The sequence below is a fragment of the Streptomyces sp. APSN-46.1 genome (genome assembly GCF_022815725.1).
Taxonomy (GTDB): Bacteria; Actinomycetota; Actinomycetes; order Streptomycetales; family Streptomycetaceae; genus Streptomyces.
This window is the reverse complement of the sequence record NZ_JALGRF010000016.1, coordinates 46109-68983: the sequence shown is the minus strand read 5'-3', so window position 1 is coordinate 68983 and position 22875 is coordinate 46109. Positions and strand designations below refer to the sequence as shown.

The following is a 22875-nucleotide window of genomic DNA, read 5'->3' as shown; positions in this document are numbered from 1 at the left end:
CCGGTGGGGCGGGTTATCAGGCCTCACGCTGGGCACAACGGATGCAGGTTGATGGTGAGGGACGCGTGCCCCGTTGCCGCAGGGCTGGAGGCGATTTATCGTTCCGGCACGATTCGCGTGCAAGATCACAGTATGTGAAGGGGCCGCGGCCATGGTGGCGAAGAAGACCGCCGGGAGTACTGCCGGGAGGACTGCCAAGAAGGCCGCCGGGAAGGTCGCCGGGAAGGCCGACCCGGAGCCCGCCGGGAACGCGGGCGCGGTGAAGACCGCGGTGAAGGAGGCCCCGGCGAAGAAGGCGGTGACCAAGAAGGCGGTGGCCAAGAAGGCGCCGGCCACCGGGAAGGCCCCGGCGAAGAACGCGACCGACGCGTCGGCGGTTGCCGAGAAGGCGGCGGCCACCGCGAAGAAGGCCCCGGCCAGGAAGGTGGTCGCCAAGAAGGCGACCACGGCCAAGAAGGCGCCGGCCGCCGGGAAGGCCCCGGCGAAGGACGCGACCGACGCGTCGGCGGTCGCCGAGAAGGCGGCGGCCACCGCGAAGAAGGCCCCGGCCAGGAAGGTGGTCGCCAAGAAGGTGACCACCGCCAAGAAGGCCCCGGCGCAGAAGGCGGCGGCCGTGAAGAACGCGACCGCCGTCAAGAAGACGGGCGCCGTCGAGAAGAGGAAGGTCACGGCCAAGGCGGCCGCGGCCGAGGGGGCGGCCCAGGCCGCGCGAGAGACGGGAGCCGGGACTGTGGTTGCCAAGAAGAGCACGGGTACGGGCAGGAAGACGGCCGCGGCGGCCACCAGCGGGCTGCCCAAGGCCCGCGGCAAGGCGGCGGCCGCGCCGGGCCTGGCGCCCGGCGAGCTCGCCGTACGGCCCGGGGAGGACCCCTGGACCCCTGAGGAGGTCGCGGAGGCCCGGAACGAGCTGTCGGGTGAGGTGCTGCGGCTGCGCGCCGAGCTGGACGCCTCCGAGCAGGCCATCGCCGGTCTGATGCGGGACTCGGGCGACGGCGCGGGCGACGACCAGGCCGACACCGGCACCAAGAACATCACCCGCGAGTCCGAGCTCGCCCTCGCCGCGAACGCCACGCTCATGCTGGAGCAGACCGAGCGCGCCCTGGAACGGCTCGAAGCGGGCACGTACGGGCTCTGCGAGAACTGCGGGCTGCCCATCGGCAAGGCGAGGATGCAGGCCTTCCCGCGGGCCACGCTGTGCGTGGACTGCAAGCAGAAGCAGGAGCGGCGTCATTAGGGTGTCCCGCCGGTGAAGCCGGTGAAGCCGGTAAAGCGGTACTGGGCGGGCGGCGCGCGGGCGGCCTGACGTACTCTCGTGTCTCGTCAGGACCCAGGAACCTGGCAGGGCTGTGTCGTCGGCAACCTGGTTCGAGCTAGTTCGAGGGACTCACGTGACAGAGGCGGAGCGCATCATCGGTACGCCCGAGGCCGGGGACGCCGTCCAGCCGGAGCCGGACCCCGCGCCTTCCAAGGGGCGTCGGCGGATCGTGGTGCTGCTGCTGGTGGCGGTACTCGCGTACCTGCTGGACCTCGGCAGCAAGATGCTGGTCGTCGCGAAGCTGGAGCACCAGGCGCCGATCGAGATCATCGGCGACCTGCTGAAGTTCGAGGCGGTCCGCAACCCCGGCGCCGCCTTCGGCTTCGGCGAGGCGTTCACGATCATCTTCACCTGCATCGCGGCCAGTGTGATCGTCGTGATCGTCCGGCTGGCCCGCAAGCTCTACAGCCTGCCCTGGGCGATCGCGCTGGGCCTGCTGCTGGGCGGCGCGCTGGGCAATCTGACGGACCGGATCTTCCGTTCGCCGGGCGTTTTCCGGGGTGCGGTCGTCGACTTCATCGCGCCGGCCCACTTCGCCGTCTTCAACCTCGCGGACTCGGCGATCGTGTGCGGCGGGATCCTGATCGTCCTGCTGTCGTTCAGGGGTCTGGACCCGGACGGCACCGTCCACAAGGACTGATCGCGGGGTCCGGGCGGGACGGCGTGTCGGCTGAGTCCTGCATACTCGACAGGTGAGTACGATTCCCGAGATCCGCACCCTGCCCGTTCCCGATGGCCTTGAGGGCGAGCGCGTCGACGCCGCCATCGCCCGTATGTTCGGATTTTCCCGGACGAAGGCGGCCGAACTCGCGGCCGCGGGGAAGGTGGCGGTCGACGGCAGCGTCGTCGGGAAGTCCGAGCGGGTGCACGGCGGCGCCTGGCTCGAAGTCGAGATGCCGGCCCCGCCGCGCCCGGTCGAGCTCGTCGCCGAGCCCGTCCCGGGCATGGAGATCATCCACGATGACGACGACGTCGTCGTCGTCATGAAGCCGGTGGGCGTCGCCGCCCACCCGAGCCCCGGCTGGACCGGCACCACCGTCATCGGCGGCCTCGCCGCCGCCGGCTACCGGATCTCCACCTCCGGCGCCGCCGAGCGCCAGGGCGTCGTACACCGCCTCGACGTCGGCACGTCCGGCCTGATGGCGGTCGCCAAGTCGGAGCGCGCGTACACCTCGCTGAAGAACCAGTTCCGCGAGCGTGTCGTGGACAAGCGCTACCACGCGCTGGTGCAGGGCCACCCCGACCCGATGAGCGGCACGATCGACGCGCCGATCGGGCGGCACCCGAGCGCGGACTACAAGTGGGCCGTGACGCAGGAGGGCAAGGCGTCGGTCACCCACTACGACCTGATCGAGGCGTTCCGCGCGGCCTCGCTGCTGGACATCAAGCTGGAGACCGGGCGTACGCACCAGATCCGCGTGCACATGTCCGCGCACCGGCACCCGTGCGTCGGCGACCTGACGTACGGCGCCGACCCGACCGTGGCGAAGCGGCTGGGGCTGACCCGGCAGTGGCTGCACGCGGTGCGGCTGGGCTTCGAGCACCCGTCGGACGGCGAGTGGGTGGAGTTCGAGAGCACGTACCCGGCGGACCTGCAGCACGCGCTGGATGTGATCCGGGCCGAGAGCGAGTGAGCTCCGCCGGGTCCGCCGGGTACGAGGTCCGGGTGGCCGTCGGCGAGGCCGACCTGGCGGCGTGCTTCGCCGTGCGGTCCGAGGTGTTCGTGGGCGAGCAGTCCGTGCCGGAGTCGATCGAGTACGACGCCTACGACGCGGGCGCGGTGCACGTGCTGGCCGTGGGGCCGGACGGGGTCGCGCTGGGTACGGGGCGGCTGCTGCACGGCGCCGCCGCACTCGCCAAGACCGGGTCCGAGGGCGTCGGCTCGCTGGGGCGGCTGGCCGTACGGAAGTCCGCGCGCGGGCTGGGCGTGGGGGTGGCCCTGGTCCGCGCCATCGAGGCGGAGGCGGGCGCTCTCGGCCTGTCGGCCGTTGACCTGGGCGCGCAGACCCATGCGGTCGGCTTCTACGAGCGGCTCGGGTACGCGGCCTACGGCCCGGAGTTCCAGGACGCGGGCATCCCGCACCGCTCGATGCGGCGTCCGCTGCCCTAGCCCGCCCGTGCGCGGCGCCGCTGCGGGGGCTCCGCCCCCGAACCCCCGCGCCTCAAACGCCGGCGAGGCTGAAATTGCCCTGGCGGGGTCAGCCTCCGGGCAGGCTAGGGGGCCGGTGGGCGGGGGGTGTCGGGTGCGGCCTCCGTCGTTACGCGGGGGAGGGCGTACGGGTGGTGTTCCACCAGCCAGGCGATCAGGCGCTCGCGGACCGCGCAGCGCAGCGTCCAGAGGTCGTCGGCGTCCTTCGCGGTGACCGTCGCGCGGACCTGGATGGTGTGCGGGGTGGTGTCCGTGACGACCAGGCCGCTGCCGCGGCCGTCCCACTCCGGGGTCTCCTTGAGGATGTCCGCCAGCCACTCCCGCATCAGCGGGACCGGCGCCGAGTGGTCCAGGTGCAGGAAGACGGTGCCCGTCATCTGGGCGCCGCCGCGCGACCAGTTCTCGTAGGGCTTGCTCGTGAAGTACGAGACCGGCATCGTGATGCGGCGCTCGTCCCAGGTGCGGACCACCAGGAAGGTGAGCGTGATCTCCTCGACCTTGCCCCATTCCCCGTCCACGACCACCGTGTCGCCGATGCGCACGGTGTCGCCGAAGGCGATCTGCAGGCCGGCGAACAGGTTGCTCAGCGAGGACTGGGCGGCGATGCCCGCCACGATGCCGAGGACACCGGCGGAGGCGAGCATCGAGGCGCCGAACGCGCGCATCGGCGGGAAGGTGAGCAGCATCGACGCCCCGGCCACGACGACCACGGCGGCCGTCACCACCCGCTGGATCAGCGTGACCTGGGTGCGGACCCGGCGGACCCGGGCGTCGTCGGGGGAGCCGGCGGCGTAGCGCGCGTACATGGAGTCGACGGCGGCCGTCGCGATCCGCACCAGCAGCCAGGCCGCCCCGGCGATCAGGATGAGGGTGAGGGCCCGGCCGACGCCGACCGCGTGGTCCGGGAGGACGCGCGCCTGGCGGTAGGAGCCTCTCACCAGGGACGTGCACAGCGTGAGCTGGAACGGCAGGCGGCAGCGGCGCAGCAGCCCCCACAGGGGGGTCTCGCTGTGCCGGGCGTCGGCGCGGCGCAGCAGCAGGTCCAGCAGCCACCCCGCGAGCAGGGTGATCACGACCGAGCCGCCGATGACGGCCAGCGGGCGCAGGACGGTCTCCATATCCATGGCTATGAACGTAGCCGGAAGGCGCGCTGTGACACGTTCCACTGTGACATCTTCCCACCGGCAGCTGGCACGATGGGGCGCATGAACATCATGCTTTTCCACTCGACGTACGGGCTGCGTCCCGCGGTGCACGCGGCGGCCGACCGGCTGCGCGCGGCCGGGCACCGGGTGCAGGTCCCGGACCTCTTCGAGGGACGTACCTTCGAGACCGTCGAAGAGGGCATGGCCCACCGGGACGAGATCGGCCGCGACGAGCTGCTCAGGCGTGCGGTGCTGGCCTCGGCCCCCCACTCCGACCAGGGTCTGGTCTACGCCGGTTTCTCCTTCGGCGCCTCGGTCGCGCAGTACCTGGCCCTGCACGACGAGAAGGCGCGCGGGCTGCTGCTCCTGCACGGTACGTCGGACATCGAGGACGACGCCTCGGCCGACGGGCTGCCGGTGCAGCTGCACATCGCGGACCCGGACCAGTTCGAGCCGCACGACTGGCTGACCGCCTGGTACCTGCGGATGCGGCGGGCCGGGGCGGACGTGGAGGTCCACAGCTACCCGGGCGCCGGGCACCTGTTCACCGACCCGGGGCTCGACGACTACGACGCGGAGGCCGCCGAACAGACCTGGAAGGCCGCCCTCGGGTTCCTCGACAGTCTCTAGACGCCGCCAGGAGACGAGGAAGGGGCACGGCCCGGCGAACCAACTCGCCGGGCCGTGCCCCTTCTTCTTGCCCTGAATTCAGGCCCTGCGTGGATCAGACGCGGTAGGCGGACCACATGCTCTGCATGCGGGAAACCTGGCCGGCCGTGAACTGGTACATGCAGTTGTCGTACGTGTAGTCCATGAAGTTGTGGATCGGGTCGACGCCCGCCTTGCTGGCGCAGGAGTCGCGGCCCGTCGGGCACTCGTACGCGGGGCTCTTCTCGGCGGCGGTGTCGGAGACGGAGTCACCGCTTCCGTTGCAGCCGCCCTGGAAGGTGTGGTAGAGGCCGAGCCAGTGGCCGACCTCGTGGGTGGCGGTGTCGCCCTCGTTGTAGTTGGCGGCCGAGCCGCCCGGCAGCGAGGTGTTCAGGAGGACGACGCCGTCCATCTTGGGCTGCGAGGTGTAGGAACTCGGGAAGGTCGCCCAGCCGAGGAGGCCGCCGCCCAGGTTGGCCGTGTAGACGTTCAGGGCGTTGGCACCCCCCGTGCGCAGGGCGTTCTTCATGTCCTTCTCGGCCTGGGAACCGCTGGAGACGTTGTACCAGCTGGCGTTGTCCGTGTAGTCGGTCCCGGCGAGGGTGAACTGGAAGCCGGAGTCGACGTTGCCGGTGCCCTGGCCGCCGTAGGCGGAGTTGAGGACCGAGATCTGGTTGCTGATGTCGGTCGCCGTCAGCTTGCCGGTGGTGCCGGAGTGGATGACGTGGACGTACACCGGGATGCTCGTGGCGGCGGTGGCCTCGCCGGCGCGCATCAGCCGCTGCGGGCCGATCTGGCCGAGCTTCTTGCTCAGGTCGGCGTCCATGGCCTTGGCCTGGGCGTCCGTCAGCTCGGTGGGCTCGGCCGCCTTGTGGTCCTCGTGGCCCTTGGGGCGGGCGACGCGCGCGTTGGCGGCGGTCTCGGCGCCCTGTTCGATACAGACCTCGGCGGGGGTCTTGGCGGCGGCCACGGTCGTGGGGGCCGTGACGGGGGCGAGCGCCAGGGTTCCGGCCAGAACGGCCGTACCCATGAGACGGCGGCGGAGCAGGGGGGATATGCGGGCGGAGGCGCGCACGTTGACTCCTCGCAAAGCGTGGTGGGGGGTGAGGTATTTCCTCACGCTGGCGCGAAGCTTACGTGTGCATGTCAGCAAGATGGCAAGATCTCGTATGTAAAAGATTTGTTGCCGAAGTGCCCAAAGGGGCGCCTGGTCTGAACCAAGCGCCCCCTCGAACCGAAGATTTGACGGTATGTCAGCGAACCGGCTGGTGTACCCGCTCCACCTTCTGGGTGCCGGTGAGCGTGCGGTACGAGCGCGCCCACGCGGCCGTCGCGTCCGCCCGGCGCTTGTCGGAGACCACGTAGTAGTCCATCTGCGAGCGCTCGGCCGTCACGTCCAGGACCCCGTATCCGTGGGCGTCCATGTCCAGCCACTTCACATGCCAGTTGGCGGCCTTGATGGCCGATTCCGCGACCAGCGAGGCGGTGTCCGCCGGCACGTGCAGCAGGTCGTCGATGTTGTCGGAGGTCACCGAGGTGACGACGAATTCGGTCGCCGCCGTGCCGGATCCCGGGTACGTCGCCATGTTCATCGGGACCTCGTTGGCCCACGCCATGTGGATGTCACCGGTCAGGAACACAGTGTTCTTGATGTTCCGGTCCTTCAGGTGGCTCAGGAGCTCCTTGCGGTCGTCCGTGTACCCGTCCCACTGGTCCGCGCTGATCGCGATGCCGCCCTCCGGCAGCCCGAGCAGCTTGGTGAGCGGCTTCAGCAGGTACGCGGGCAGCGAGCCGAAGGCCACCGGCGAGATCATCACCGAGGTGCCGACCAGCTTCCAGGCCGCGTCGGAGCTCGCGAGGCCCGACTTGAGCCAGTCCAGCTGGGCGCGCCCGGTGATGGTGCGCTCCGGGTCGTCCACGGTGCCGCTGCCGACCTTGACCTGCTGCGAGCGGAAGCTGCGCAGGTCCAGCAGGTGCAGGTCGGCGAGGGTGCCGAAGCGCAGCCGCCGGTAGACGGTGCCGGCGATGGAGGTGCGTACGGGCATCCACTCGAAGTAGGCCTGCTTGGCGGCGGCCGCGCGGGCCGCCCAGTCGCCCTCGGCGCCCGGGGTGTGGTTCTCGGCGCCCCCGGACCAGGCGTCGTTGGCGAACTCGTGGTCGTCCCATATCGCGATGACCGCGTGGGCGGCGTGCAGCGCCTGGAGGTCGGTGTCCGTCTTGTACGTGCCGTGCCGGGTGCGGTAGTCGGCCAGCGAGACGATCTCGTGCTTCGGCTCGTGCTGGCGTACGACGTACTTCGCCTCGGGGTAGCCCCCGGTCGGGTACTCGTAGACGTAGTCGCCCAGGTGCAGGATCGCGTGCAGGTCGCCGCGCGCGGCCAGGTGGCGGTACGCCGAGAAGTAGCCGGACTCCCAGTTGGCGCAGGAGACCACGCCGAACCGGATCCCCGCGGTGGTCACGTCGTGGGCCGGGGCGGTCAGGGTGCGCCCGGCGGGGGAGACGGTGGTGCCCGCGGTGAACCGGTACCAGTACGGGGTCTGCGGACGCAGCCCGCGCACGTCCGCCTTGACGGTGTGGTCGGTGGCGGCGGTCGCGGTCACCGAGCCGCGCGCGACGACCCGGGAGAAGGCCTTGTCCTCGGCTATCTCCCAGGCCACCTCGGTGGCCGGGCCGAGCCCCGAGCCGGGCACGGCCTCGGGCGTCGGGGTGACGCGGGTCCAGAGCAGGATGCCGTCGGGCAGCGGGTCACCGGAGGCGACGCCGTGCAGGAAGGCGGGCGTGGTGCCCGCCGCGTGGGCGGCCGAGGCGCCCAGGGTGGTGAGCGGGGCCAGGGCGGCCGTGGCCGCGGCGGCCAGGACGACCGTACGGCGGCGGGGAGTTGCCGCGGTGGCCGAAAGAGAGGAGAGATGACTGGTCACGGGCAGTCATATTACTGCCGGGTATCACCGTCGGTACATGCCCGGGAACGCAACGGGCGGGCGAACTCTGAGAGTTCGCCCGCCCGTTGCGCGCGCGTGTCCGGAAGCCGCCCCTGAGGGGCCGTCAGTGGCCGGATCCGGTCAGCCCTTGGATCCGGTCAGCCCTTGAGGGCCTCGTCGATCGCCGTCGTGAAGGCATCCGGCGTCGACGGGGTCTCGATCTTCTTGCCGTCCATCTTCAGCGTCGGAGTGCCCGTCACCCCGGACTTTTCGAAGGCCTTCGACATCTCGATCGCCCACCGGTCGTACGTACCGTCCTCGACGGCCTTCTTGAACTCGGCGTTCCCCTTGAGCGCCGGGACCGTGTCCGCGACCTTGATGAGGTAGTCGTCCTTGGCGAAGCTGTCGACCGTCTCCTCGGGGTGCAGCTCCTTGGAGTACAGGGCCGCCTTGTAGTCGAGGAAGGCCTCCGGGCTGACGTTCAGCGCCGCGCCCAGCGCGCTCAGCGCGTTCTTCGAACCCTCGCCCTTGACGCCGTTGTCGATGAAGGTCGCGCCGAAGTACTGGAGCTTGTACTTGCCCGCGTCGACGTCCTTCTTGACCTGTTCGCCCACCGCCTGCTCGAAGCCCGCGCACGCCGGGCAGCGCGAGTCCTCGTACAGCTCCAGGGTCTTCTTCGCGTCGGCCTTGCCTATGACGACGGTGGTGCCGTCGTCGCCGGTGGTGTTCTGCGGCTTGACCAGTTCGGCCTTGGCGGCCTTGTCCCAGTGGCCGGGCTCGTTGAATTTCATGATCGCGTAGCTGAGGGTGCCGATCAGGGCCAGGCCGGCGAGGAGCGCAAAGGCCACGATCACCTGGCGGCGCGCCTTGTCCTTCTTGGCCTGCCGCTCGCGCTCGGCGCGCAGCTTCTCGCGCGCCGCCGCCTTGTTCGCCTGGCTGTTGCGTGAACTCATCGTGATCTCCGTGAAGTGACGTGAAGTGAAAGGGGGACTGCCGTACGTACGCGTGATGTACGCGTGTCAGGCGCTCGCGAGAGCACCGCGTACGGGAGGTCCCCGCCGTCCCACGGAGTGTGCGGGGAATCGGGTGAGGGCCCCCGCGCCCGATCGCGCCGGCCGCGGCACGCGCCGCGCCGGGGTGGCGGCCACCGCCACCGAGGCCGCCACCAGCAGCAGGGGCCGGAACGCGAAGGCGGCCACCGCGCGCAGCAGCCGGCCCAGGGCCCGCTCCCCGTGCCGCAGCCACACCGCGGCCAGCAGGCCGACCGAAACGTGTGCCCCCAGCAGCAGCCAGGGGGTCCACGGCCCGGGCGAGAGGGACAGCACGGTCGCCGGGCCGCCCGCCGGGCCGGCCAGCGGCGCGCCGACCGGAGTCCCGCCGCACAGCTGGTCCAGGCCCAGGGCGCGCAGCGGGCCGGAGACCGGGCCGCCCGCCGGGCCGTAACAGACGTGCTGACCGGCGGTGAAGACGGTGTCGGCCGCCAGCTCCAGCGGCACCAGCAGCCCGGCGATCGGGCCGAAGCCCCGCTCCCGGCCGGCCAGCGCGAAGGCGATCGCGAACACCCCGGCGAAGGCCCCGCCGACCAGCGCCGGCGGCAGCGGGACCCGCGACATCAGCACGTGGGAGCCGGCCGAGAGCAGCACGACGAGCGCGCTGAACAGCGCGGCCCGCAGCCCTCGAAGCCCTACAGCTGATATGTCCATCGCCGCGAGTGTTTCACGACTCCCTGTGAATCCGAGCCCTGGGCCCGGACCACCGGGCGTTCCATGCCAGCCCGCTCACATCATCATGCCCCGCTCAATTCATGATGCGGCCGTTGCGGAAGAGATCGACGAAGATCTGGTGGTCGGCGCGGGCCCGGGCCCCGTAGGCGTGGGCGAAATCGACCAGCAGCTCCGCGAAGCCCTCCTCGTCGGCCGCGATCGCCGCGTCGATGGCCCGCTCGGTGGAGAAGGGGACCAGCGTCTGGCCGCTCTCGGCGGCGTCGGCCGCGCCGTGCATGGTCGCCGTGGCCCGCCCCAGGTCCGCGACCACGGCCGCTATCTCCTCCGGGTCGTCCAGATCCGACCAGTCCAGGTCCACCGCGTACGGGGAGACCTCCGCCACCAGCTGCCCGGAGCCGTCCAGCTCCGTCCAGCCCAGCCACGGGTCGGCGTGCGCCTGGAGCGCCCGCTGGGAGATCACCGTGCGGTGCCCCTCGTGCCGGAAGTACTCCCGCACCGCCCGCTCGGTGATGTGCCGGGACACCGCGGGCGTCTGCGCCTGCTTGAGGTAGATCACGACGTCGTTCTCCAGGGCGTCGCTGTGCCCCTCCAGCAGGATGTTGTACGAGGGCAGGCCGGCCGAGCCGATCCCGACGCCCCGGCGGCCCACCACGTCCTTGACCCGGTACGAGTCGGGCCGGACCAGCGATTCCTCGGGGAGGGTCTCCAGGTACCCGTCGAAGGCGGCCAGCACCTTGTAACGGGTGGCCGCGTCCAGCTCGATCGAGCCCGCGCCGGACGAGAAGCGGCGCTCGTGGTCCCGTATCTCGGTCATCGAGTCGAGCAGGGCGAAGCGCGTGCGGGAGCGGGCGGCGCGCAGGGCCGCCAGCAGCGGGCCCTCGGCGGTGTCCAGGGTGAAGGAGGGCACCTCCTCGTGCTTGGCGCCGGCGGCCAGGTGGTGGATCCGCTCCCGGTAGGCGCCCGCGTAGACCCGCACGAGCTCGCTGATCTGCTCGTCGCTGAGCGCCTTGGTGTAGCCGATCAGGGCGACGGAGGCGGCGAACCGCTTGAGGTCCCAGGTGAAGGGGCCGACGTAGGCCTCGTCGAAGTCGTTGACGTTGAAGATCAGCCGGCCGTTGGAGTCCATGTACGTGCCGAAGTTCTCCGCGTGGAGATCACCGTGGATCCACACCCGGCCGGTCCGCTCGTCCAGGTAGGGGCCGCCGTGGCGGTCGTGCTCCAGGTCGGCGTAGAAGAGGCAGGCCGTGCCCCGGTAGAACGCGAAGGCGGAGGCCGCCATCTTCCGGAATTTGACCTGGAAGGCGGCGGGGTCGGCGGCGAACAGCTCACCGAAAGCGGTGTTGAACACGTCGAGGATCTGCTCGGCGCGCTGTTCGTCGGTCGCTTCGGGAACGGCCATGGGGATGCCTTTCGGTCAGGTGCTCTGGTGGTGCAACGCCCGACCGTACCCGTGAGTGCCCGCGCCACGGGAGCCGTGGAGTGACCCTCGGGTGTCAGTCCGGAGACGTAGGATTCAGAGCTGCCGCCCCTCTCTCCACCCGGAGGACCCCCACCGTGTCCAAGACGCCGTTCACGCACCTGCACGTCCACACCCAGTACTCCCTGCTGGACGGTGCCGCGCGGCTGAAGGACATGTTCAACGCGTGCAACGAGATGGGCATGACGCACATCGCCATGTCCGACCACGGCAACCTGCACGGCGCGTACGATTTCTTCCATTCCGCGAAGAAGGCCGGGGTCACGCCGATCATCGGCATCGAGGCGTACGTCGCCCCCGAGTCCCGCCGCAACAAGCGCCGCATCCAGTGGGGCCAGCCGCACCAGAAGCGGGACGACGTTTCCGGTTCCGGTGGTTACACCCACAAGACGATCTGGGCGGCGAACGCCACCGGCCTGCACAACCTCTTCCGGCTGTCCTCCGACGCGTACGCCGAGGGCTGGCTCACGAAGTGGCCGCGCATGGACAAGGAGACCATCAGCCAGTGGTCCGAGGGGCTCATCGCCTCCACCGGCTGCCCCTCGGGCGAGCTGCAGACCAGGCTGCGCCTCGGCCAGTTCGACGAGGCCCTGAAGTCGGCCTCCGAGTACCAGGACATCTTCGGCAAGGACCGGTACTTCCTGGAGCTGATGGACCACGGCATCGAGATCGAGCGCCGGGTCCGCGACGGACTGCTGGAGATCGGCAAGAAGCTCGGCATCCCGCCGCTGGTGACCAACGACTCGCACTACACGTACGCGAGCGAGGCCACCGCGCACGACGCCCTGCTCTGCATCCAGACCGGCAAGAACCTCTCCGACCCGGACCGCTTCCGCTTCGACGGCACCGGCTACTACCTGAAGTCCACGGAGGAGATGTACGCCATCGACTCCTCGGACGCATGGCAGGAGGGCTGCGCCAACACGAAGCTGGTCGCGGACCAGATCGACACCGAGGGCATGTTCGGGTTCCGGAACCTGATGCCGAAGTTCGACATCCCGGACGGCTACACCGAGGTCACCTGGTTCCGCGAGGAGACCATGCGCGGCATGCACCGCCGCTACCCCGGAGGCATCCCGGACGACCGGATGAAGCAGGCCGAGTACGAGATGGACACGATCATCTCGATGGGCTTCCCGGGCTACTTCCTCGTGGTCGCCGACTTCATCATGTGGGCCAAGAACCAGGGCATCGCGGTCGGCCCCGGCCGAGGCTCCGCGGCCGGCTCGATCGTCGCGTACGCCATGGGCATCACCGACCTCGACCCGCTCACCCACGGTCTGATCTTCGAGCGCTTCCTGAACCCCGAGCGCGTCTCCATGCCCGATGTCGACATCGACTTCGACGAGCGCAGGCGCGTCGAGGTGATCCGGTACGTGACGGAGAAGTACGGCCAGGACAAGGTCGCCATGATCGGCACCTACGGCACGATCAAGGCCAAGAACGCGATCAAGGACTCCGCCCGCGTCCTGGGCTACCCCTACGCCATGGGCGACCGGCTCACCAAGGCCATGCCCGCCGACGTGCTCGGCAAGGGAATCCCGCTCTCCGGCATCCTCGACCCGAAGCACCCGCGCTACGGCGAGGCCGGCGAGATCCGCGGGATGTACGAGAACGAGCCGGACGTGAAGAAGGTCATCGACACCGCCATGGGCGTCGAGGGCCTGGTCCGCCAGATGGGCGTGCACGCCGCCGGCGTGATCATGTCCAGCGAGACGATCACCGACCACGTGCCCGTCTGGGTCCGGCACACGGACCAGGTCACCATCACCCAGTGGGACTACCCGAGCTGCGAGTCGCTCGGCCTGCTGAAGATGGACTTCCTGGGCCTGCGCAACCTCACGATCATGGACGACGCCGTCAAGATGGTGAAGGCCAACAAGGGGATCGACATCGATCTCCTGGGCCTCCCGCTCGACGACCCCAAGACCTTCGAACTGCTCGGCCGCGGTGACACCCTCGGCGTCTTCCAGTTCGACGGCGGCCCCATGCGGGCCCTGCTGCGGCTGATGAAGCCCGACAACTTCGAGGACATCTCCGCCGTCTCGGCCCTGTACCGGCCGGGCCCGATGGGCATGAACTCGCACACGAACTACGCCCTGCGCAAGAACAAGCAGCAGGAGATCACCCCGATCCACCCCGAGCTGGAGAAGCCGCTCGAAGAGGTGCTCGCGGTCACCTACGGCCTGATCGTGTACCAGGAGCAGGTGCAGAAGGCCGCCCAGATCATCGCCGGGTACTCGCTCGGCGAGGCCGACATCCTGCGCCGCGTGATGGGCAAGAAGAAGCCCGAGGAGCTGGCGAAGAACTTCACCATCTTCCAGGAGGGCGCCCGCAAGAACGGGTACACCGACCAGGCCATCCAGGCCCTCTGGGACGTCCTGGTCCCCTTCGCCGGCTACGCCTTCAACAAGGCCCACTCGGCCGCGTACGGCCTGGTCTCCTACTGGACCGCCTACCTCAAGGCGAACTTCCCGGCCGAGTACATGGCCGGTCTGCTCACCTCGGTCAAGGACGACAAGGACAAGTCCGCGATCTACCTGAACGAGTGCCGGCGCATGGGCATCAAGGTGCTCCCGCCGAACGTGAACGAGTCGGAGCCGAACTTCGCCGCCCAGGGCGACGACGTGATCCTCTTCGGCCTCACCGCGGTCCGCAACGTCGGCGCCAACGTCGTGGACTCGATCATCAAGACGAGGAAGGCCAAGGGGAAGTACTCCTCCTTCCCCGACTTCCTCGACAAGGTCGAGGCCGTGGTCTGCAACAAGCGGACCGTCGAGTCGCTGATCAAGGCCGGCGCCTTCGACGAGATGGGCCACACCCGCAAGGGCCTGGTCGCCCACCACGAGTCGATGATCGACAACGTGGTCGCCGTCAAGCGCAAGGAGGCCGAGGGCCAGTTCGACCTCTTCGGCGGCATGGGAGACGAGGACGGCGGCGACGAGCCGGGCTTCGGGCTCGACGTCGAGTTCTCGGACGTGGAGTGGGAGAAGTCCTACCTGCTCGCCCAGGAGCGCGAGATGCTCGGCCTCTACGTCTCCGACCACCCGCTGTTCGGCCTGGAGCACGTGCTGTCCGACAAGACGGACGCGGGCATCTCCCAGCTCATGGGAGGCGAGCACTCCGACGGCGCGGTCGTCACCATCGGCGGCATCATCTCGGGCCTCCAGCGCAAGATGACCAAGCAGGGCAACGCCTGGGCCATCGCAACCGTCGAGGACCTGGCCGGCTCCATCGAGTGCATGTTCTTCCCGGCGACCTACCAGCTCGTCTCCACCCAGCTGGTCGAGGACACCGTCGTGTTCGTCAAGGGCCGCCTCGACAAGCGCGAGGACATCCCCCGGCTGGTCGCCATGGAGATGATGGTCCCCGACCTCTCCTCGGCCGGCACGAACGCCCCCGTCGTCCTCACCATCCCGACCGTCAAGGTGACCCCGCCGATGGTCACCCGGTTGGGCGAGATCCTGCGCCACCACAAGGGCAACACCGAGGTGCGGATCAAGCTCCAGGGGCCGCGGACCACGACCGTGCTGCGGCTCGACCGGCACCGCGTCCAGCCCGACCCGGCGCTGTTCGGCGACCTCAAGGTGCTGCTCGGCCCCTCCTGCCTGGCCGGCTAGCCGCGCACCCGCCCACGCGCATGGGGAAGGGCGCACCCGGAGGCCGGGTGCGCCCTTCCCCGTCGCGGAGGCCCGTCAGTTGTGGCCGAACTTCTTTTCCTTGCGCTTGTGGGCCATATCCATCGGACTCGGCGACGGCGAAGAGGGCATCGACGACTCGGTTTCCGACGAGCCCTTGGCCGGCTCCTGCGAGGAGCGGGGCTGCTTCGCGGGCTGCTGCTTGTTCTTGTTCTTGGCCATGGTGGAGCCTCCGTGAGGGTCTAGGGGCCAGGACGCCTTCACCCTCACACAGCAGCAGAAAACGCGCATTTTGGATCATTACTCCACGTAGCTGCGGCCCCGCGCCCCGTGCGCCGTGAGATCCGCCACGCCGATGATCGAGTTCCGGCCGTCAACACCCTTGCGGTCGGGCAGACTCGGGGCACCGCGAAAACACAGGACCCCCAGGGAAGAGGGTGGAACGCGTGGACCGCTGCGTCGTCCTGGTGGACGCCGGCTATCTGCTGGGCGCCGCCGCGAGCCTTCTCGCAGGGGAGCCCTCGCGCTCCCGCATCACCGTCGACCATGCCGCCCTCATCCAGGGCCTGCGCGAGCGGGCCGAGGCGGACACCGAGCAGCCGCTGCTGCGCATCTACTGGTTCGACGGCGCACCCGACCGGGTGCCCCAGCCCGAACACCGGCGGCTGCGCGTCATGCCCCGCGTCACCGTCCGGCTCGGCGCCCTGACCCGCAGCGACGGCCGCTGGGCGCAGAAGGGCGTGGACGCGGCGATGCACGCCGAGCTCACCGAGCTGGCCCGCAACCGTGCCTGCTCCGACGTCGTACTCGTCACGGGCGACGGGGACCTGCTGCCCGGGCTGATGTCCGCCAAGGAGCACGGGGTCGCCGTCCACCTCTGGGCCGTCCAGGCCGCCGACGGCGACTACAACCAGTCCGAGGACCTCGTCGCCGAGGCCGACGAACGCCGGGTCCTGGACCGGGCCTGGATCACCCGGGCCGTCCGCGCCAAGGACCTCTCCGGGCTCTGCCCCCCGCCGCCCGCCCCGCGCCCCGAGATCGCCGCGATCCTCTCCGCCCCGCTGCCCGAGGCCGCGCTGGCCGAAGCCGCCCGCAACGGCTCGTCCGCCCCGGCCGCGACGGAGACCGCCGAGCACGGGGCACCCGTACCGGCGCCCGCGAGCGAAGGGTCCAAGTCCGTCCCCACCCCCAAGGACCTCGCCACCCTGCGCGCCCCCGGGCAGCCGCTCACCCCGGCGCAGAGCAGCCACGCACCGGCCGGCAACAGCGCCCTGCGCTGGTCCTCCGACAAGGGCTGGATCGACCGGGCCGGACCCCTGGGCGAACCCGCCGAAACCGCCTCGCTGCCCACCCTCGCCCAGCTCACCAGCGCCGAGCAGCGCTGGGCCGACCGCGAGGAGGACATCACCACCGTCGGCGGCGACCCCTTCGAGGTCGGACAGGTGTTCGCGCGCCGCTGGATGGAGCGGCTGCCCGAGACCGTGCACCTCCAGAAACTGGCCACCATGTACCCGCGCATCCCGCACCGGATCGACGGGGAGCTGCTGCGCTACGCCGCCCGGTTCGGGCTGCTCGCGCACAAGGACGACCAGATCGACGAACACGACCGGTACGCCATCCGCGCCGGGTTCTGGCGGGAGATCGACGTCCGCGCGGCCGCCGAGCACGTGGCCGGCGGCGCACCGGTCTCCGTCCCCGGGCCGCCGGTGACCCCGGCGGCCGAGTAGGGGCGGGCGGACGCGTAGGCTGCTCCCTCGTGAGTACGGGCACAGCACCAGCAGGACCCCGCGGGAAGCCGGCCGCGGCAGCGGCGGCGGAAGCGGCCTCCGACGTGGTCTGCGCGGTGCGTTACCTGGTCAAGACGTATCCGGCCGTACGGGGCCGGCGGGGCGCTCCCGCCCTGCCCGAGACCCGGGCCACCGACGGGATCTCCCTGGACGTCCGGCGCGGCGAGATCTTCGGCCTCCTCGGCCCCAACGGCGCCGGCAAGTCCACGCTGGTCCGGCAGCTGACCGGGCTGCTGCGGCCCGACGCGGGCTCCGTGACCCTGCTCGGCCACGACCTCGTACGCCACCCCGAGCGCGCGGCCCGGCTGCTCGCGTACCTGGGGCAGGAGTCCACCGCCCTGGACGAACTCACCGTGGCCCTGGCCGCCGAGACCACGGCCCGGCTGCGCGGGCTCGGCGCCCGGGCGGCGCGGGCCGCGCGGGACGCCGTACTGGAGGAACTCGGCCTGACCGAGATCGCGGGGCGGCCCCTGAAGAAACTCTCCGGCGGGCAGCGGCGCCTGGCCTGCGTCGCCTCCGCGCTGGTGGGCGAGCGGCCCGTACTGGTCCTCGACGAGCCCACCACCGGCATGGACCCGGTGGCCCGGCGCGCCGTGTGGTCGGCGGTGGACCGGCGGCGCGAGCGGCACGGCGCCACGGTCCTGCTGGTCACCCACAACGTCATCGAGGCCGAGACCGTCCTCGACCGGGTCGCCGTCGTCGACCAGGGCAAGGTCATCGCCTGCGACACCCCCGCCGGGCTCAAGGCCGAGGTCTCCGACGAGGTCAGGCTGGAGCTGGTCTGGCGGACCGGCGCGCCCCGGGAGGTGCCGGAGGTCGCGGCGCTGGCCCCGCTGGCCGTCGAGTCGGGCCGCCGGTGGGTGCTGCGGCTGGCGCCGGACGAGGCGCGGGCGGCGGTGGCCGCGGTCACCGGTGGCCCGGCTTTCGCCGCGCTCGACGATTTCACGCTGGCCACGCCCAGCCTGGAGGACGTGTACCTCGCGCTGGGCGGGCGGATGAAGGGGCTGGTGAAGGCGTGAGCGTCGCCGCTGCCGGTGTGCTCGCTCCCAGGGCGCGCTTCTTCCCGGCGCTGGCCGCCGTGTACCGGGCCCAGCTGTCGCGGGCGCGGGTGTCGCGGATCCCGCTGCTGTTCGTGGCCACCTTCCAGTCCGTCGGGATCATGATCCTGATGCGGGGCGTGGTGGACGGCGGCTCGGAGGCGCGCGCCGTCGTCGCGGGTTCGTCCGTCCTGGTCGTCGCCTTCGTCGCGCTGAACCTGCTCGCGCAGTACTTCGGGCAGCTGCGGGCGAGCGGGGGGCTGGACCACTACGCCACGCTGCCGGTGCCGCCCGCGTCGGTGGTGCTGGGCGCGGCCGCCGCGTACGCCTCCTTCACGCTGCCGGGGACGCTGGTGACGGCCGTCTTCGGGTGCGTGCTGTTCGGACTGCCGATGGGCGGGCTGTGGATCCTGGCCGCCGTGGTGCCGCTGGCCGGCGCCGCGCTGGCCGGGCTGGGCGCGGCGCTGGGGCTGCTGGCGCCGCGGCAGGAGCTGGCCACGCTGGCGGGGCAGCTGGGCATGTCGGCGGCGCTGCTGCTGGGGGTGCTGCCGCCGGAGCGGATGCCGGACGTGATCGTGTGGGCGCGGGACCTGCTGCCCTCGACGTACGGGGTGGAGGCGTTCGCGCGGACGTTCGCGCCCCATCCGGACTGGTCGGCGGTCGCGCTCGACCTCGGCGTGTGCGGGGCGGTGGGCGTGCTCTCGCTGGCCGTCGCCACCTGGGCCTACCGGCGGGCGGCGGTCCGCTGACCCCCGCGCCGGGCGACCATGGTCCAAGACCTGGCACGATGTGGGAGTGACCGAAGCCGTGACCCCGCCGTCTCCCTCTCCGTCCGACCCGCGGTCGGCGCTCCCGCCCGAGAAGCCGGGCGACTCCGCCGACGCGGACGTCACCCTCGCGGACATCCGTGGCGGGGCCGCCGTCGCGCTGCTGGTGGGCGTGGCCGGGGTGCTCCTCGGGGTGCTGTGGGCATGGCTCGCGCCCCGGGTGCAGTACGTCTCCAACGGCGAGGCCGTCTTCCTGCGGGACACCGAGAGCGAAGGCCGGATCGGCTCGGACGGGACGTTCCTGCTGCTGTCGGCGGGGCTGGGCGCCCTGAGCGCCGTGGCCACCTTCCTGTGGCGGCGTGGCGGAGGTGTGCTGCTGGCCGTCGGGCTGGGCGTGGGATCCGTGTTCGCCGCGCTGGTGGGGTGGCGGCTCGGCCTGTGGCTCGGGCCGTCCTCCGATCTGGCGGCGGCCGCCGCGAAGGCCGGCAAGGGCGTGCCGTTCGACGCGCCGTTGCAGCTGGTGGCGTACGGGGTGCTGCTGGTCTGGCCGATGATCGCGCTCCTGGTCCACCTGGGCCTGACGGCCGTCTGGGGTACGCGGGATCCGGTCGCGGCCGACTCCGGATGGGACGGCCCCTACCCGCCGGCGTACGTCCACCCCGTGGAGCCCCCGAAGTCCTGACCTCAGGGCTTGGTCAGGTGCGGGAGATCGGGGCCACGGCCGCGCTCGTGAGGGTGGTCAGGGTGGCCGGGGCGAGTTCGACCTCCAGGCCCCGGCGGCCGGCCGAGACGCAGATCGTCGGATGCTCCGAGGCGGAAGAGTCCAGGACCGTCCGCAGCCGCTTGCGCTGCCCCAGCGGGGAGATGCCCCCGAGGACGTAGCCCGTCGTACGTTCCGCGAGGGCCGGATCGGCCATCGACGCCCGTTTCCCGCCGACCGCGGCGGCCAGGGCCTTCAGGTCGAGGGTGCCCGACACCGGGACCACCGCCACCGTGAGGACCCCGTCCACGTCCGCGATCAGGGTCTTGAAGACCCGCGTCGGCGGGACGCCCATCGCCTGCGCCGCCTCCTCGCCGTACGAGGGGTGCGCCGGGTCGTGCTCGTACGCGTGCACCGTGAACGGCGCGGCGGACGCCGTGAGCGCGGCGATCGCCGGGGTGCCCGCGGGCTTCTTCTTGGCCATCAGTTCGGGTTCGCCTAAGACTTGATCCGCAATCTAGACGGTGCCGATCTTGAGGTTGTGGAGCCCGGCGATCGGGCGGTGTGAGACGGTCGGGGATGCGGTGGACGGTGGCCGCGCTGACGCCGAACAGGTCGGCGAGTTGGCGGTGGGTGAGGGCGGCGAGGAGTACGTCGGTTGTCCGGCAGAAGCGCCCACGGCCGCCCGCGCCGTGCGTCCGACGAGATCGGGGTCCTGAGGATTGACCTTTCGGAAGCTGACCTCACGTAATGATGATGTACTGTAAGTGAGTTCGTCGTAACGGGGGGTGATGAGTGTGCGGGCTGGCCAGACGCGGAGGTTTCGGGGCAAGAACAAGGCCCCGAAGTGGACCAAGCCCAATGACGGGCAGGTTTCCGTGATCGTGCTGCCGCTGGCCGTCACCGACCCCGCCGACCTCGCCCGGCTGGAGAAGCTGTACGGGGCGATGTGGTCGATCAAGCGCGCCGTCCAGCGCGATGCCGGCGCCAAGGTCGATGCCTACTGGGCCGCGAAGTGTGAGCGCGACCGCGATGGCGGAAAGGCCGTACGGCACCGCCTCGGCCTGTCCCGTGAGGGCATGGAACGCTGCGCGTACAAGCACCTCGAAGCCGCTGGGCACTTGAAGCACCACGCATCCAAGGCCCTGGCCATGCACATGGCTGACGAGGTGTGGAACGGTGTCTCCCGGCACCTTTTCCCCGATGCCACAGGACACCGGTTCGGCCCGCCGAAGGTAGGCACCTGGCACGACTTCACTCGGATTCCGGGCCGCGCCCGCTCCCACACGTCCGCCAACAAGTGGGAGACCTTCCGCTTCGTCGGCACCCTGACCGGCCATGCCATGGCCTACACCGACGGCGGTCAGCAGGCGTTGATGCAGCCGCTCCGGATGCCGAAGCCGACCGTGCCGGCCGGCAGGGTGCCCACGGGCAAGGTGACCGCTGCGGGCAGGCCTGGTATGCGCAAGGCGACGTGGTGGGACCACACCGGGCCGCTCGCCGTGGTGTTCGCCGGCGGCCCCGACGGCACGCGTGCTGACCTCGTGCTCCCCGTCCGCATTCCGCAGCAGCCCGGCCAGCGGGCGCGGGTGCGGCACTTCCTGTCGAACCCGCTGACCTGGCACAAGGTCGATCTCATACGCCGCCGGAAGGCATCGGCGCCGGGCGGCTGGGTGTACGAGGCGCACCTGATGGTCCTCGGCCCCGGCTACAGCTCCCCCGCCGTACGGGAGATGCGCGACACGGCCGCAGCCCTGGACCGGATCGGCGGGGTGGACGGCAACGTCTCCAACCTGTCCGTCGTCTCCTTCCCCGCCAGCCTCGACGGCGGCAAGCCCGTCTCCACCGAGATCACGCTCACCGATGCCGAGCAGCGGTTGTTGGAGAAGCAGGCGAAGAAGCGGCGGGGCCGGGCGCGGGCGCTGGAGCGCTCACGGCGGGCGACGAACGCCCATCAGTACGGGCTGTCGAAGAAGCAGAGCGCACGCGCCTCCAGGCGTGCCGAGAACGGGCTCAAGCCCAAGGCGGTGACGGTGCCCGGTGGTGCCCGCGACGCCCGGTCGGATGGGGTGCCGAAGCAGGCGTACCGGCGCGACACCCTGTCGAACCGGTACCGCGAGCAGCGGGCCCGCCAGGCCGAACGCGCCGCCTCGATCGCCGAGCACCGCCGCCACCGCGCCCGCCTGGTCGCACGGGAGATCATCGCCGCACACGGCCCCGTGATCGTCGTCGAGGACTGCGACATCCGCACCTGGTACCGGCTGTGGGGCAAGCGCCTCTCCCAGACCACGCCCGGCATGCTCATTTCCGCACTCAAGGTGGAGTGCGAAGCCGCAGGCGGCGGGCTCGTGCGGGCCTCCACCTGGTCAACGGCTCTGTCGCAGCACTGCCTGTGCGGTGAGCGCGTGCGCAAGTCGCTGCGGGACCGGGAACACAGGTGCATCGCCTGCGGCCTCGTCGGCAAACGGGACCTCGTATCCGCCGCGCTGGCCGCGTTCGTCCGCTTCGCCGACGTGGACGATCCCAAGACCGCGTATCTGGACACCACCGCATCCAGGCACGCACAGATCACCTACGCAGAAGCGCTGGAAGAAGCGCTGCGGGAGTCAACCACACCGAGCCCGAAACCGCTCCGGCGGCCGGGATGCGTGGCAGTCCCACGGCAACGTCGTGGGACCTCTGCTCCCCGAACCGCCGGACAGCGGCACCGAGCGACCCCGGATGAGCCACGCCCCGTGCGTGACCACGCCGGAAAGCCCGGTCACCGCCCCGGCTGCAGTCCACAGCTCACCCTCTGGTGAATTGCGGATCAAGTCTTAGTTCGGGCTCGTCGGCGCGCGGGTCAGGTCCACCGCCGGCAGGGACGGCAGATGGCGGATCACCGCGGTCTCCGTACGCAGCAGCGCCAGCTCCTCCGCGAGCCGGGTCGCGGTGTCCGGGGCCTGAAGGAGGCGCTGCTTGGCCGGAATGTCCAGCACGGCCGCGGCCGCCACCAGGTAGGACACCACCGACGGCTCGTCGGGGAGTTCGCTGGCCGGCGCCAGGGAGCGTTCGCGGGCTCCCGCCAGCCGCTTCTGGTAGTTGCGGAACGCCCGCAGCACACCCTCGGCGAGCGCACCCGCGCCGTCGCCCGCGTCCTCGGGGAGTTCCTCCAGCTCCGCGACCAGGTACGGGCCCGAGGAGTCCACGGAGAGCAGGCGGACCCGCGTCGTACCCGTGGACATGACCTCGAAGCTGCCGTCCTCCCGCTCCCGGATCGCCGCCGCGTCCGCGATGCAGCCCACCCGGTGGAAGGCCTGGATCGGGTCCGCGCCGAAGCCCGCCGCCGGGCCCCGCTCGGGCAGCGCCGTCTGGTCCGGCAGACCGGGCGCGGTCGGTGCGACCTCCCGGCCGTCGCGGATGGCGACGACCGCGAACCGCCGCGGCTCGTCCTCGCCCGCCTTCAGCAGGTCGCGCATCATGGCGCGATAACGCTCCTCGAAGATGTTCAGCGGCAGCACGAGGCCCGGGAACAGCACCTGATTGAGCGGGAAGAGGGGCAGGCGAACGGTGGTCACGAGGCACAGGGTA

General features: G+C 71.0%; 20 protein-coding genes. 11 read left to right on the top strand and 9 right to left on the bottom strand.

Going from position 1 to position 22875, the window contains the following annotated elements; genetic code table 11:
• Positions 1-151 precede the first annotated feature (151 nt).
• The 4 genes from MTF65_RS28535 to MTF65_RS28520 all read left to right on the top strand — a co-directional run bounded on the left by MTF65_RS28535 (position 152) and on the right by MTF65_RS28520 (position 3425).
• A complete protein-coding gene (locus MTF65_RS28535) occupies positions 152-1234 on the top strand; it encodes a TraR/DksA family transcriptional regulator (RefSeq protein WP_243631867.1) in 1083 nt (360 codons plus the stop codon).
• Positions 1235-1388: 154 nt separating this feature from the next.
• Positions 1389-1955: a signal peptidase II gene (gene lspA / locus MTF65_RS28530; RefSeq protein WP_243631866.1), complete on the top strand. Its 567-nt coding sequence runs from the start codon at positions 1389-1391 to the stop codon at positions 1953-1955.
• A 52-nt stretch (positions 1956-2007) separates the two neighbouring features.
• Positions 2008-2949: an RluA family pseudouridine synthase gene (locus MTF65_RS28525; protein ID WP_243631865.1), complete on the top strand. Its 942-nt coding sequence runs from the start codon at positions 2008-2010 to the stop codon at positions 2947-2949.
• Positions 2946-3425: a GNAT family N-acetyltransferase gene (locus MTF65_RS28520; RefSeq protein WP_243631864.1), complete on the top strand. Its 480-nt coding sequence runs from the start codon at positions 2946-2948 to the stop codon at positions 3423-3425. Before MTF65_RS28525 ends, MTF65_RS28520 begins: the two co-directional genes overlap by 4 nt.
• Positions 3426-3529: 104 nt before the next feature.
• Here MTF65_RS28520 and MTF65_RS28515 read toward each other — a convergent pair whose 3' ends face one another.
• On the bottom strand, positions 3530-4582 hold the full coding sequence (locus MTF65_RS28515; RefSeq protein ID WP_243631931.1) for a mechanosensitive ion channel family protein: 1053 nt from the start codon (positions 4580-4582) through the stop codon (positions 3530-3532).
• 78 nt (positions 4583-4660) lie between these two features.
• On the opposite strand from MTF65_RS28515, the gene MTF65_RS28510 reads away from it, so the two are divergent.
• Positions 4661-5239 (top strand): dienelactone hydrolase family protein, encoded by a 579-nt coding sequence (locus tag MTF65_RS28510; protein ID WP_243631863.1) that lies wholly within the window; start codon positions 4661-4663, stop codon positions 5237-5239.
• A 94-nt stretch (positions 5240-5333) separates the two neighbouring features.
• On the opposite strand, the gene MTF65_RS28505 is transcribed toward MTF65_RS28510, so the two are convergent.
• The 5 genes from MTF65_RS28505 to MTF65_RS28485 all read right to left on the bottom strand — a co-directional run bounded on the left by MTF65_RS28505 (position 5334) and on the right by MTF65_RS28485 (position 11298).
• On the bottom strand, positions 5334-6287 hold the full coding sequence (locus tag MTF65_RS28505) for a zinc metalloprotease (RefSeq protein ID WP_243631930.1): 954 nt from the start codon (positions 6285-6287) through the stop codon (positions 5334-5336).
• A 223-nt stretch (positions 6288-6510) separates the two neighbouring features.
• Entirely contained in the window at positions 6511-8175 is a 1665-nt protein-coding gene (locus tag MTF65_RS28500; RefSeq protein WP_243631862.1) for an alkaline phosphatase, read from the bottom strand.
• 158 nt (positions 8176-8333) lie between these two features.
• A complete protein-coding gene (locus MTF65_RS28495) occupies positions 8334-9128 on the bottom strand; it encodes a DsbA family protein (RefSeq protein ID WP_243631861.1) in 795 nt (264 codons plus the stop codon).
• A 66-nt stretch (positions 9129-9194) separates the two neighbouring features.
• The gene (locus tag MTF65_RS28490; RefSeq protein WP_243631860.1) at positions 9195-9878 is read right to left on the bottom strand and encodes a hypothetical protein; all 684 of its coding nucleotides are present in this window, start codon (positions 9876-9878) and stop codon (positions 9195-9197) included.
• Positions 9879-9972: 94 nt separating this feature from the next.
• Entirely contained in the window at positions 9973-11298 is a 1326-nt protein-coding gene (locus tag MTF65_RS28485) for a DUF2252 domain-containing protein (protein WP_243631859.1), read from the bottom strand.
• 155 nt (positions 11299-11453) lie between these two features.
• Between MTF65_RS28485 and dnaE the strand changes: the two genes are divergently transcribed.
• Positions 11454-14996 carry a DNA polymerase III subunit alpha gene (dnaE, locus tag MTF65_RS28480; RefSeq protein ID WP_243631858.1) on the top strand — a complete coding sequence of 1181 codons (3543 nt, stop codon included), beginning with the start codon at positions 11454-11456 and terminating at the stop codon, positions 14994-14996.
• Positions 14997-15071: 75 nt separating this feature from the next.
• Here the strand turns inward: dnaE and MTF65_RS28475 are convergent, their stop codons facing one another.
• Positions 15072-15236, bottom strand: coding sequence for a hypothetical protein (locus MTF65_RS28475; protein ID WP_243631857.1), 165 nt, complete (start codon positions 15234-15236; stop codon positions 15072-15074).
• Between the two features lie 215 nt (positions 15237-15451).
• Here MTF65_RS28475 and MTF65_RS28470 point away from each other — a divergent pair, with 215 nt between their 5' ends.
• The 4 genes from MTF65_RS28470 (at position 15452) to MTF65_RS28455 (ending at position 19287) form a co-directional block, all read left to right on the top strand.
• On the top strand, positions 15452-16741 hold the full coding sequence (locus tag MTF65_RS28470) for an NYN domain-containing protein (protein WP_243631856.1): 1290 nt from the start codon (positions 15452-15454) through the stop codon (positions 16739-16741).
• A 104-nt stretch (positions 16742-16845) separates the two neighbouring features.
• Complete coding sequence (locus MTF65_RS28465) at positions 16846-17820, top strand: ABC transporter ATP-binding protein (RefSeq protein WP_243631929.1); 975 nt, start codon at positions 16846-16848, stop codon at positions 17818-17820.
• Positions 17817-18587, top strand: coding sequence for an ABC transporter permease (locus MTF65_RS28460; RefSeq protein WP_243631855.1), 771 nt, complete (start codon positions 17817-17819; stop codon positions 18585-18587). The genes MTF65_RS28465 and MTF65_RS28460 overlap by 4 nt, the downstream gene beginning before the upstream one ends.
• Before the next feature lie 46 nt (positions 18588-18633).
• A complete protein-coding gene (locus MTF65_RS28455) occupies positions 18634-19287 on the top strand; it encodes a DUF2567 domain-containing protein (RefSeq protein ID WP_243631854.1) in 654 nt (217 codons plus the stop codon).
• A 13-nt stretch (positions 19288-19300) separates the two neighbouring features.
• On the opposite strand, the gene ybaK is transcribed toward MTF65_RS28455, so the two are convergent.
• A complete protein-coding gene (gene ybaK / locus MTF65_RS28450; protein WP_243631853.1) occupies positions 19301-19789 on the bottom strand; it encodes a Cys-tRNA(Pro) deacylase in 489 nt (162 codons plus the stop codon).
• Positions 19790-20096: 307 nt separating this feature from the next.
• Here ybaK and MTF65_RS28445 point away from each other — a divergent pair, with 307 nt between their 5' ends.
• Positions 20097-22106 (top strand): transposase, encoded by a 2010-nt coding sequence (locus MTF65_RS28445; RefSeq protein ID WP_243631852.1) that lies wholly within the window; start codon positions 20097-20099, stop codon positions 22104-22106.
• A gap of 15 nt (positions 22107-22121) precedes the next feature.
• Here MTF65_RS28445 and MTF65_RS28440 read toward each other — a convergent pair whose 3' ends face one another.
• Positions 22122-22862: an LON peptidase substrate-binding domain-containing protein gene (locus MTF65_RS28440; protein WP_243631851.1), complete on the bottom strand. Its 741-nt coding sequence runs from the start codon at positions 22860-22862 to the stop codon at positions 22122-22124.
• Positions 22863-22875 lie beyond the last annotated feature (13 nt).